This window comes from Pseudomonas sp. Root401, assembly GCF_001425105.1.
In the GTDB taxonomy this organism is placed as follows: Bacteria; Pseudomonadota; Gammaproteobacteria; order Pseudomonadales; family Pseudomonadaceae; genus Aquipseudomonas; species Aquipseudomonas brassicacearum.
This window is the reverse complement of sequence record NZ_LMDO01000034.1, coordinates 138772-150940: the sequence shown is the minus strand read 5'-3', so window position 1 is coordinate 150940 and position 12169 is coordinate 138772. Positions and strand designations below refer to the sequence as shown.

Annotated in this window: 10 protein-coding genes; 3 read left to right on the top strand and 7 right to left on the bottom strand. The window is 55.3% G+C overall.

The features are described from left to right. The first annotated feature begins 16 nt into the window (after positions 1-16). Positions 17-904 (top strand): TonB C-terminal domain-containing protein, encoded by an 888-nt coding sequence (locus ASC85_RS22400; RefSeq protein ID WP_162254885.1) that lies wholly within the window; start codon positions 17-19, stop codon positions 902-904. Between the two features lie 539 nt (positions 905-1443). Beyond that, positions 1444-2529, top strand: a complete 1086-nt coding sequence (locus tag ASC85_RS22395; protein WP_162254884.1) for a site-specific integrase — start codon at positions 1444-1446, stop codon at positions 2527-2529. A gap of 1096 nt (positions 2530-3625) precedes the next feature. On the opposite strand, the gene ASC85_RS22380 is transcribed toward ASC85_RS22395, so the two are convergent. From ASC85_RS22380 to ASC85_RS22365, 4 genes are read right to left on the bottom strand one after another with little or no spacing between them, the layout of a single operon-like run. Beyond that, entirely contained in the window at positions 3626-4174 is a 549-nt protein-coding gene (locus ASC85_RS22380) for an Arc family DNA-binding protein (protein ID WP_057451390.1), read from the bottom strand. A gap of 23 nt (positions 4175-4197) precedes the next feature. Continuing rightward, complete coding sequence (locus ASC85_RS22375; protein ID WP_057451389.1) at positions 4198-4650, bottom strand: hypothetical protein; 453 nt, start codon at positions 4648-4650, stop codon at positions 4198-4200. Positions 4651-4687: 37 nt separating this feature from the next. Continuing rightward, positions 4688-5509, bottom strand: coding sequence for an alpha/beta fold hydrolase (locus tag ASC85_RS22370; protein ID WP_057451388.1), 822 nt, complete (start codon positions 5507-5509; stop codon positions 4688-4690). 59 nt (positions 5510-5568) lie between these two features. Beyond that, on the bottom strand, positions 5569-8205 hold the full coding sequence (locus tag ASC85_RS22365; RefSeq protein ID WP_057451387.1) for an autotransporter family protein: 2637 nt from the start codon (positions 8203-8205) through the stop codon (positions 5569-5571). Positions 8206-8758: 553 nt separating this feature from the next. Between ASC85_RS22365 and ASC85_RS22360 the strand changes: the two genes are divergently transcribed. Beyond that, the gene (locus ASC85_RS22360; protein ID WP_057451386.1) at positions 8759-9394 is read left to right on the top strand and encodes a hypothetical protein; all 636 of its coding nucleotides are present in this window, start codon (positions 8759-8761) and stop codon (positions 9392-9394) included. Here ASC85_RS22360 and ASC85_RS22355 read toward each other — a convergent pair. Genes ASC85_RS22355 through ASC85_RS22345 form a run of 3 tightly spaced genes read right to left on the bottom strand, consistent with a single transcriptional unit; the run spans position 9391 to position 12015 of the window. Next, a complete protein-coding gene (locus ASC85_RS22355; protein WP_057451385.1) occupies positions 9391-9936 on the bottom strand; it encodes an RNA chaperone Hfq in 546 nt (181 codons plus the stop codon). The two genes, ASC85_RS22360 and ASC85_RS22355, sit on opposite strands and share 4 nt — an antisense overlap. A gap of 52 nt (positions 9937-9988) precedes the next feature. Beyond that, on the bottom strand, positions 9989-11278 hold the full coding sequence (locus tag ASC85_RS22350; RefSeq protein WP_234821207.1) for a Y-family DNA polymerase: 1290 nt from the start codon (positions 11276-11278) through the stop codon (positions 9989-9991). Further along, positions 11242-12015 (bottom strand): S24 family peptidase, encoded by a 774-nt coding sequence (locus ASC85_RS22345; RefSeq protein ID WP_082534438.1) that lies wholly within the window; start codon positions 12013-12015, stop codon positions 11242-11244. The genes ASC85_RS22350 and ASC85_RS22345 overlap by 37 nt, the downstream gene beginning before the upstream one ends. Positions 12016-12169: the final 154 nt, after the last annotated feature.

Genomic DNA, 12169 nt, shown 5'->3' with positions numbered 1-12169 from the left:
GCGGAGGACGCTCACCTTGAAAGAACTGAAAAAGACGTATGTCGCGCTCACATTGTCAATCGCGGCTGTCGCCGTAACCGGCGCATCCACGATACTTAGCGCTCTGCCAAATAGCGCCCGCATCAACGCCCTGGCCGCAGAAGTGGAAACGCTCAACCTGAGCAACGCGAGTCTCGCGCAGCAGCTTGAGGTGGAGCGCCAAAATCGGGCGAGGATCGACGAGCTGGATGTAGGATTGACTGGGATAGCGACTGTGTTGAAGGTAGATCGGGCTGAGTTGGCCAAGGCCATTGTTGCTGCAAGAAGCGCCAAGGCAGAATTGGTTTCGCGACAGTCATCTGCCTCTGTAACCCAGGTGTCGCAGTCTTCCCATTCACCGCAGCCAAATATCGCAGGTCAGGGTGTGTTGGGGGCGCCAACTTCCGTAAGCTCGGATCAGCGGGTTCCGCTTGCAGCGTCCACTGCCGCAACCACAGCGACCACTGTCCCCGAGGCCAAGGCTATTTCCAGCACTCTGGGAGCCGACAATCCATTCGCGACTCCTGCTGATTCCAACGAGGCACCGGCAGCGCTCACCGTCGCTTCTAACTCGCATTCGCCTGAATTACTCAGCATCGAGCAGGTAGACGCGGTGTTGGGCAAACGAATCTCTGAAAGCTGGTACAAACCCGCTGGAGCTGCTGATGGCCTGAGCGCCATTGTCCAGTTGCAAATGGCTCGGGACGGGAAGGTGTTTGGAGTAAAGCTGACGAAGGCCTCTGGGAACACCGCCTTTGACAACTCAGCGATCAGCGCCCTCAAATCCATCGGCGCTATCGAAGAAGTAAAGCGGTTAAGTGATGCGGATTTCAAAAAAGGCTATGCCGTCCGCTCCATACAGTTCACACCCCAGATGGGCAGCTAAACACCGCGGTGTTCCTCATGACCCACGTTTGGTTTTGAGGGTGCGAGCCCCGGATTGTGACGAGGAACAACGATGCACCACAACGACAACGCAGAATGGCCCGCTGGCTCAACCATGCGCATCGAATGCCCTAACTGCAATTCACCCATTGATACGCAGATCAGTGTTGCTAGGGACATGCGGTGCGCATCCCGGCCAGAGGATTGCGACCACTGTGGCGCCCACCTAGACGTGGATGCCGGAGGATCAGTGACAGTGCTAATGGCCCCTTCAAAGGTGGTGGGCTTGCGCGGACGGGAACTATTGGAAGCCAGAGTAACGTTTGATCCGCAAACACTGACATTGACAGGGTGGCCACCTTGAAGGTGGTTACCTGTTCAGGCGTGGTTGCCTGAATAAACTGTAGATTTACAGCTTCTGCGAAGCTTGAATCATCCTTGCTCAGCTCGCTTTGTGGTGAGACTCATTTAGGCGTGAACTGAAATTACCTAGCCAACCCCGCCGTTATACTGATGGCTCGAATCTCTGCGGCTATGACCATGAACCACGACGACAACACTGAACCGGCTCATAGCCAGGCGCACCGCGTGGCTCCAAAAACCACGAGCGGGTTGTCACCCAAAGCCGAACAGTTCAGGCAGGACGGCAGGTCGGAGAATACCGAACGTGCTTACAGCGCAGCAGTGAAGCACTTTCGTTTCGACTATGGAGGAATGCTTCCGGCGACGAGTGAGGCAATTTGCAATTACCTTGCAGCCTACGCCGAATCCCTTGAGGTGAGTACGCTTCGCCAGCGAATTGCAGGGATTTCGAAGTGGCACCGGAAGCTCGGGTTCCCTGACCCAACTGAGTCAGCAATCGTCACTGACACGATCCGTGGGATTGCGAAGAATCAAATGAGCATGCCCAAACAGGCCTACCCGCTCACTTTTCAGCACCTGCTTGCGATATGCGACAAGCTTGAAGCAGAAAAGCAGGAAGCGATAAACCTGGGTATGCATGAAGCCATTCTGCGCACCCATCGAGACCTAGCGCTCATTCTGTTGGGCTTCTGGCAAGCATTCCGAAGTGATGAACTCAGTCGGGTTGATGTAGGCCATGTCCAGGCCAACAGGAACGAGGGTATCTCGATCTTCCTTCCCTACAGCAAGACTGATCGGAATGTTCAGGGTAAACGGTATGTGATGGGGGCCTTGAGAGCTTACTGCCCGGCCAGCGCTTACCTCGACTGGCTCCAAGTATCTGGAATAACTGAGGGACTGGCTTTCAGGGGCATCACGCGCTGGGGGCGCTTGTCGGCTAAAGGTATTCACAAACAAAGCATTGAGCACATTCTCAATCGTGTATCGGCCAACCTGTTTCCCAACGAGCCCCGGTTCACTACGCACTCCTTGCGCAGAGGCTTTGCTGACTGGGCGACACGTGCAGGGTGGGATTTGAAAACGCTCATGGAGCACGTCGGTTGGAAATCTGTCGAGAATGCTCAGCGTTACATCCCATCGCGGAAGGATTTTGGTGCTCTTGCACTGAATCCTTCGCCCATCGCGATAGCGCAAGACTCTAAGGACTCGGTGCAGGCTCTAACTGTTCAAGGCAGCTACACCATACAAAACGGCGATGAGTGATTGCGCTGACGACGCTCTCGTAAAAAATGAAGGGGATATAATGCATCGAATGCAGGACACGAAACTCAACCGACGCAACAGGGCTTTCCTCCGCCTGTTTGGCAATACGCCGTTCACCATCGGACTTCATCCCGATCCCAGGATGGTCAGTGAGGTTGGCACTGTTCAGGATTGCGATGCGATGGTAAAGGCTGTGAAGCGGCGGATAAAAATATGCGCAGCTGTCTGCGGGGCTGCCGTCCTACTCAGCTTGGTGTTATCGAAAAAGGAACCCTACGTGCCGCCTCCTGTCGCCTATCAGAGCGCAGGCGCAGTCGAGTCGGTTCAACTCCATGAAACCGCCTTTTCGACTTCCACGTCCGTCACTACATCGGCAGGTGTGTTTCAGGTATCCGGCGCCGTCACAGCTTCACCCGGTGACCAAGCCAAGATCAGTGTGAACGCCGAGGGCTCGCATACAAGCTCGAACCTCTGCGTGGAATCTCGATTCAAGGCGCACTGCTACAGGCTTCGGTAGCCGCCGAGCTGTTGAGTTGGAGGGGTTGATTGCCAGATACGCCAAAATCACCGAAAATGATCACACGCGTTTGCGTAGTCAGTCTCCGGGCAGTGGTCAGGGATGATGTAGAAAACTCGGAGACAGTAAAAAGGCGCCTGAATGGGCGCCTTTTTTCTTTCTCGCTTCAAGGTGCCGGCATCAGCATTTCGCCGTTAGCGCGGCGTAGCCGAATACGGTCAGCCTCTCGCTCTACCGACCAAAGTTCGTCTACCCGCTGGCTGTCTACACCCAGGATAACCCTCACTTGTGTGGCTAGAGGGCCTATCACAACACAATCACGATCAACTATTTCCGGGGTGGGGCCGAATATCGCCTCCATTACCCCCTCCGGCTTCGTAGGGCATGGGTCAACGCCGAAGACGGTAAGTAGTTGCCCGCCAGCGCTTAGTGTCGTTCCGGGCCTAATGACTAACGTATCCGGGGCTTTTAACCCAAATACGTCACTTACACTGCGCCCCAGATCCTGAACTGCATCGCACCCACTGACTGACATGGCGAGCACCATTGGCATCGCTAGTTTCATCTTCATGAGGCGCCCTACTCGGCTTTGGTAAGAAGGAGTTGATTCATCGTGATCGAGGTGGACAACAGGGCGTACTGCTGGCGCTGAAACTTGATCCATTCCACCACAGCATTCAGTATCCAGGTGTTCATGCTCTGTTTTCCACCGTCCTCGCTGAGCACGGTCTGCACGCCGTCTCTGATCTTGTCGCGGACGCTCGTGGGGAAACGGATGACAAACTTCCTCGGCTTGCTGCACAAGTTCAAATCGAAGTCAGGCACCTGATCCAGTACCTCATTGGCAACATTGCGGCCAAGGTGGGATTTCAGGATCGCTAGCATCCCGCAACTCATCTTGTAGCCATCCAGAGCTTCCAGGATCGCGGCTACGACCTCTGAGTTCATGCTGCGCCCTTGATGGCGTCCAATAGCCTCAAGCTCGGAAAACACCTCATCAAATCCTCTGAGCACGTACTTGTCAGCTGTACGGCTTGAATACTTTGGCCGTATCTTCGGCCCTTTTGCTGCGTCATTGATGACGCGCTGTAGCGCGGCAATGGCGATTGGGTTGGTTAAAGCTTTCATATCAGCCTCTCAAGCGAGCTGCATCAAACAGATGCGCGGGGTGAGAATGTAGTGAGTTTGGCGGCAAACAGTGCTGTCTGACTAATCGGATATAGGAATGGAAGACGAACCTGCCCATCGGCCCGGCACACCGCCATGCGGTTGTTGCCGCCAACGATTACCAGATGGCCCATGGCGATTTCTAGATGTGGTGGCGTCATCAGCCCGCCACCGCTCCAGTGCAGAATTGCACCTGCAACCTTGCTGCTTGCCACGGCCCAAAGTTGGGTGGAATCCCTGCGACTTGCACCATGGAGTTTGGAATCGATTTCCTCCAGGTCGGCCTCACCGATCATGTACTCAGCCTCGGCGTAATCTTCTGGTTTGGCACCGTCTTCTGCGAGGAAAAAATTCTCGGGCGAAAAATCCCAGCGCACCTCAAAGCTATCTGGCCATTCCCCTCTCGGCTTGTTCAGCACGCTGCGGATTGCGTTCATGTCTGGTCTGACTCTACCCATAAATCCACCCAAGGCCCTATTTGTCACAGGCAACTGTTTTATTGCGGTTGGCCTTCCAGCTGAGTTCGTACCCTGAAAAGTGGTCAGCCGGGACGAACACCGTTTCGCCGCAGACGGGTTGCACCTTAAGCATGTAGGACTTGGCCACCTCAGCTGGAACAACAGTGTCGTTCATACCGATCAGATGGCGTTGCGGCACTTTTTCCAGCCGATCTGCGAAATCCACAGGGTTCAGCGAGTCGGTGAGGGGTTGTAAGTGCTTCAAGGCTGTCCACGCCTGCGGATCGATGTTGCCGGCGATTGTTTGCACCTGAACCACATCGTCTCGTTGCGCGGCGAGCAGAAGGGCTACAGCGCCGCCGCCTGAGTAGCCAACCAACTCGAAACCTTGAAGCCCATATTGGGATTTGAGGGTGTCCAGCACTTCGCTCTCTGCACGGATCACCTCTTGGCTAAACCGTTTTGTAGTCCAAAATCCTCGGTTGCAGGCTGCGCTGAGGATGAACTGACAAGGCCTTGCCATGTAGACAGCTGGCCCCGGATCATCAATAGCCAATTCTGGAGCCATGCTTTTGTGTGGGGTGGGATCATCGCTGACGGTGCGGCTGGTGATCCATGCCCTGCCGTCGCCCTCGATGTAGACCCGGAGCACTTTCGTTTTCACCAAATCAGGTTGAAGCGTTTGGATAGTGAATTGGCTTGTCTTGACTGCGACCGGGCGAAGGCTCGATCCACGGCTCTGTGCTTCCAAGTCAATCGGCTTCATAGAGCATCCGGTGGACAGCGTGATTGCTGCCATCACCCCGGCGCGTATCAAGAGCAGGGAGGTGCGTTTCATAGTGGTTTCCTCCGTTAAAAACAAACCCGCCGTGGGGCGGGTTTGTTCATCGCCGACTCTTACCAGTCGTAACGAGCTTTCAGGGTGAAGGTATCGGCGTTGAAGTCCGCTTTACGTGTGTAGTCGTAGCTGGCGCCGACGGTGTAGTTGCCCTTCGTCCAGTCCAGGCCCACACCGGTCTCGTAAGTCCATTTGGTCGCTGGGGCGCCAGTGGTCACGAAGGTGTTGCCGCCCAGCGAGAACGACGAGGTGCTGTTGGCGTTGTCTTGGGCGAAGTCGTGGAACGCCATCAGGCGGGCAGTCGGCTTGAAATTACCGTACTGGCCTTCCAGCTTCACACCACCGCCCAAGTCGAAGACTTCAAGCGACTGGCTGCCGGAGCGGAGTGCCGCATCGGTGCCCTTCTCAGTGAAGCTGTCGATCTTGACCTTGCTATAACGGGTAGCTACGGTCGGAATGACGTTGAGGTTGTCATTCAGCTTGATCGTGTAGCCTGCGCTCAGGTCAGCAGCCAGGACGGTGGAGTCGTAGTCACCCTTGGCACGTTCACCGGCCACATAGCGTTTCGACTCGTTGTCGCCTTTACCGACAGACAGGGTGCCCAGTACAGAGTACGGGCCTTGCTCCCAGCTGCCATAGCCGCTCAGCAGGTTGGTGGTCACATCAGTGTCATTGCCATTGTCGCCCGACACATCCGTGCGGACATGGCTGAATGCGAGGCCGAGGGTAGTCTGCTCGTTGAGCTTGCCGTCGGCGCCGATGATCAAGCCGTTGGAGTTCGCGTCATAGCCAGCGATGCCGCCACGCGAGCCTTGATCACTGTTGCCATGCAACACTTTTACCCATGCACCGGTCTCGATCAGCGCGTCACCGGAGTTTGCGCCGACCGAAGCTGCGCGATTGCCGATTGCCGATGCAGCCAAGCCGGTTGCCGAGAGCGAAGCGGTTTGAGCAGCACGGTTGGTTTCCGGCTGGAGCTGGGTTGCCAGACGCCGCAACTGTGCGTCATTGGCGTTGATGAACGTCTGGTACAGATTGCTATTCGGTGGCAGCTTCGACAGAACGCCGTCGATGAATGCCTTCGATGCAGCGAGGCCGTTACGGTCGATGCCAATGGCCGAGAGGCCATTACCGGCTTGGTCGCCAGAGGCGAGCCCAATGTTTGCGGTCAGGCTGTTGTTCTCGACCGCTACGTTGGTAACGGCCAGCAGTGGGGTCAAGGTTTTGACCTGTGCGCCCAGGTTTACAAGTTCGCCAGCCGACAGCAGCACGTACTTGGTTGTTGCTTTGTTGAACGAACCTGGATTGGTGGTGACACCGACCACAGAGCCTTGCTCCAATGTCAGCTTGCCGGCTACAGCAGCGATTGCTTTGTTCGGGTCGGTCGCATTGTTTACGAACAAACTCACACCAGCGCCATTGCGGATGATCATGTCGCCGGTCACGTTGGTTACTTCCGCAACGTAAAGGTTGCCGGTGGCCACTTCCAACGAGTTGGCTTCAATCAGCTTGGACGAAATCGCAACGTTGCCGTTTACGAATGCAGCGCGGATGCCTTCGATGTTGCCGATGATTGTGCCGCCGTTCAGGTACAGATTGGCCTGACCGTTACCGTCGATTGCTGCTTCGCCACCGCTGATGGTGCCTTTGTTCTGGGTGATACGGTAGAAGTTATCAACGTTGCTGGTTTCACCCGGCCCGGTTTTCACAAGGTCGTTGGTGATCTTGATACCAACCCCGTCAGCCTTGACGGTGCCTTCGTTGATAATACCGTTCTGCATCAAATACTGCGGGTCTTGTCCGGTGGTAGTGGAGGCTGCATGGTTCAGAACAGTGTTGCCGAACGACTCGCGTACTTCGATACCTACCGAATGGGAGCCAGCTGCGTTGATCGTGCCGGTGTTGATGATACGGTTGTAGTCAGTGCGATCCATGCGCAGCGCGGTTGCATTGGCACCGGAAGCGTTGATCGTACCGTGGTTCTCCACGTCCTGGCCGAAGTTGACGTTGTTCAGCTCGATCCCACGAGCGTTGGCGCCGGCCACGTTGATGGTGCCGTCGTTGGTAACGTCGCGGTCGATGCGAGCGTACTTGAAGGTGTCCAGCGGATTCTGGTCTTGGCCGTCAACCTTGATGCCCCACGCGTTGGTGGCGGTAACGTTCACAGTGCCCTTGTTGATCAAGTCCCCGTGCAGGCGCACGTTCTCCAGCATGATCGCGGCCTGTTCCTCGGTTGGAGCAGTGCCGGACTGGTCAATGACGTTGATGGTGCCATTGTTGACCACGTTGCCATTCGAGTCATTGCCGCCATCGACGCCGATTTCGGTGTCAGCGATGTTGATTCCTGACGCGTTGTAGCCGTTGGCGGTGATGGTGCCATTGTTGACGAAGCTGCCGCCGATCACGCCTTTGACCGAATCATCGTCGATACCGATGGCGTCAACGTAATTGCCATTCAGGTTGAAGTTGGCGTTGTTGGTGAAGTCGCCAGTAATCTGTGGGCCGTCGAAATCGATACCATCCAGACCTGTTGGGCGCACAGCGGCACCAGAAAGGGTAATGCTGTCGAAGGAGCCTGTAGGCACCTGGATCGCTGCATTGCCTGTTACGTCGATTTGGTTGGTAGGTGCTGCTTGAACGGAGGTTGCTGCTGCGATGGCCAGTGCCAGGATGGTCTTTCTGCCGATGTTCGCCACGGTGTTATTTTCCTTCTCTCTATCGTCCGATTTCGCCCTGCATCGGGTGGGTTGTGCGGGGCGTACTTCTTATGCGGGACAGATAATAACGACCGCGTGTCGGGAATCCACTCAAGTTGATACATTTCCTCCCGATATTTCCTCCGCCGACGTTTTGTAGAGCGCTTATAACCCACTGCAAAATGTCGTTGATGGGCGACGGTCAGGGTAAAACCGCGAACCTTCTACGTTTTGAGGGCTAGCTGCCTCGTTTCGCCTTCCTATCGTTGCACGGCGGAAAACAAGGGCTTACGCTGCGGTGCCGTTGGTCACTCGTCGGGAACCATTTTTTGGCGTTGTAATCCTGGCGGCGTGCTGCCAAAATGGTGGCACTTCTCGAATCCCAGTCTAGGTATCGAGAAATTAACGAATAAGTCTGACTTTGATGCCTTCGGGTACGGGCCAGACAAATGACAGCTCAAGCGAACGTAGCGTGATCACTGTGCATAGCGAGTCTGCATCGCATGCGGGATGACGGTGGCCGTGTTCGTGTTGAACCAAGGGGAATTTGGTAATGCATCAGCAAGTGCTAGGGACGCAACTCTCTTCGTCCGACGATATCATGGCTATCCGCGAGCGCGAGGTAGCTGAGCGTATCCGTGGTAGTAGCGAGACCTTCACGATTCGCCAAATGGCGAACATCCACAAGATGAGCATCCCTTTTCTGCGTGATTTTGCGCAGCGTCATGGGATCAGCTTCGCGGATGGAAGTCGCTCCAAGCGCTTGTCTAGCGCAGCCATCAGACGGGAAAAACAGCACACATCCGCTGTTGTTGCTCGTTCCGTGTCACGAAAGCCGGTCACATCCCTCGACTCCGAAAAGATCACACCAGAGCTTCGCGAGCGCGCCCGGCGCCGTGATCAAGAATCCGTCAACGGTTTCGTCGAATATCTCCGTGAGCTAACCACTACTCACACCCGCGAACAGGCTGCCAAGCTTGTCGGCATTTCCCCTACTTTCATGCGCCGCATGGCCTACGATCAAGAGTTAGTGTTCGTGGGTGAGACCACCACAGCAGGTCGTGCCAATACCCCGGCAGCGCTGAGAAAGCTATCGAAAACCCTGTTCCGCCCAGGTGTTAAAGTGAAGCCGAGTTCGTCGCTTTTGATCCGGCATTACCTGATAAGCGACGTACCCGACGAGCTTTAAATTGTATCTTTGGGCGGCTGCGTGACTCTGGGGCTTCGAGCCTTTGTCACCACCGCCCTTCTCTGCCTTGCTGGCTGTCCGTGACCAGCACTCTCAACCTGCAACGAAACTTCCCGTGCCGAGTCATCGGCAGGCTTCACCGCAATATCCTGTTCTAGGTCGAAACCACGCCCCAGATTTTCAATTGCTTGAATGAATCGTTGCTTTCGATTTTTCGTGCGTGCCGTGCCCAGCCCCTTGTACTCATGGAACAAATTCACCGCATCGCGGGGGATGATCAGGGCAATAAACCGCTTAATGATGAGGCGAGGATTTGCGTTTTTGCCGCTGCCCCCGAACAGAATTGTTTCGCGGTCGAAGGCGTGGACGATGCCGTTGAAAGAAGCACCTGTAACAGAAAACAGGGTTAACTCAACCCTGTGAGATTGGCAGTGATCCAGGAATCGATTCTGTTCGCGAACGGTTCTGTCCACCATCTGCTCGATAGCGTAATTGAAGCGTGGCCTATTGGTATTTTTTCGGGTCACTGGCTGCTCGGGCATTCACTCACCATTTTTCCCTGTGTATCAGTGCCTGCACCGGGCTAAAAGAACTCTACGTTGCTTCTGGCAACTCAATCCATGAGGTTGTAAATCGATTTGATGGATATTGGCGGCGCATGTGTTGGCCAATTTTCCGATGCTCAGATCCAAACCGGATCGTGCCTTCACCAGAGACCCGGTTGATGCGATCAAGCGTCAACATCAACTCTTGGCTGCGTGGGCGCGATTCAGGAGCGAAAAGGTCAGGTATGAAATGGGTCTCGCTGATAGCGTCTACCACCATCAGACCGGCCCTTATCCATGCACCGCCACTCGTATAGCACGCCTTCAAGGCATCCATGGACGCCTCAATCAATATCCGCGAATCGTTGGTTGGTACAACCATGCCAATTGTTACCGATTTCCCCTGTACTGTCACGGTGGAACTACGGCTTGGTTGTAGGAAAATCCTTACGGCGCAGGCAAGCATCCCCTCACGACGCAGCTTCCGTCCAACAGTTGCAGCGAAGGTTGCGAGGTATGACGCAAGTTCAGAAAGGCTACTGATTGGTGCGGGAAAGGTTCGCGAACAAGTCATCGACTTGCGGGGGCTGTCGTCCTCATCCGGGCTGATGCAGTATTCCCAATTCAACTCGCGCACAGTCCTCGCCAGCCCGACCCCGTGCAGCCGGCGAAGATGCTTTGCATCGGCATTGGCCAGCTGGAGTGCAGTGGTAATGCCGTAACTGTTTAGGTGGTCAGTCAGTCGCCGCCCGATACCCCAGACCTCACCCACTTCTGCCAGGGCCATGAGTTTCTGTAGCCTCTCCGACTCAGTGATGACCACGACAGATCCAGTTTGCCGCTTCCACTTTTTGCTAGCCCAGTTCGCAAGCTTCGCAGTGGTGCAGTTCCTGGATATACCTACCCCAACTGGTATGCCTACAGTTTTCTGAACGTGGTTGCGAATGCTGGCGCCCACCTCTGCTAAATCTCCAGGCATTCCAGTTAGACGTACCCAGGCCTCATCGATGGAATATGGCGCACAGGAGCCGACTTTTGAGGTGAGCGCGGCGATCATCCTACGGTGGATATCCTGGTAAAGCGGGTAATTGGACGAGCGCATGATCAAGCCGTGGCGCCGGGTCATCCATTCGATTTCATGGCGCGGCTGTGACATTTTGATGCCCAGCGCTTTGGCCTCATCTGATCGACTGACCACCGCAGAATCGTTGTTTGATAAGACAACCACAGGCATATTTTGCAACCGGGGTTCGAAAAGGCGATGACAGGACACGTAATAGGCATGGGCATCGCAAAGTCCGATTATCTCGCCTGATTGCGCTGTAACCGGTGAAGGCACCAAACCGCTACTCCCCAGATATCAACTTGTTCATCACCCCCGACAAAGATCGGGGCCATTTTTTGATTTTCAGGTATAAGAGCGACCCGTCCCGTCACGACCCCCAAACGCTTCACAGTGAAATCGCCTTGGTAAACCGCTACCACTATGTCGCCATGAGCGGCCTCGATACTCCGGTCAACGACCAGCACATCGCCATCAAGGATCAGCGGGGCCATAGACTTACCGCGTGCGCGAACGAGAAAGGTGGAATAGGTCGAGACATTGGCGAGTTCGTCGAGAGACTGGCATCCCCCGTCGCTCAGATCCTTATGTCTGTAGAGTTGGCGGAGGTTCCATAAAACGAGGCCCCACACGTCGATAGACTCACCATCGCCGAGAACAATAGGGGGTGTGGTTCGGTTGTCCGAGGTCAGGGCCGGGCGCCCTTGAACAGCTCCGAGCCTCCGTATAGTCCAGTCTTCATGGATGCTAGCCACTACCACGTCTCCGGTGAAGGACTCGCTTCCACACTGAACCACAAGCACATCCCCGTGAGCGATTAGCGGCAACATGCAATTGTCCGTCGCCGGCACTAAGTAGGTTGATGCGGCGGATACGCTGACAAGCTCGTCCAGTGAGAGCGGTGTTTCTTCATAGTCCGCTGCCGGCGACGGCCAGCCGCAGGCAACTTCGGTAAAAAACCTCAGTCTTGTAGGGGGATGGCTGATAGTGAGCCGATGTACCGCGATGTTCATGGCCTAGTCGCCAATACTGTTTAAACGTCCAGTATAATCCGAGGCTATGGTTTTGCGCTTTGCACTTCGACGAAATGCTCAAATTTGAATCGCCGGGCTGCTGTAAATGCACAGTATGGATCGACCGCGCCCGGCTCTGAATCGCATAAGGCAA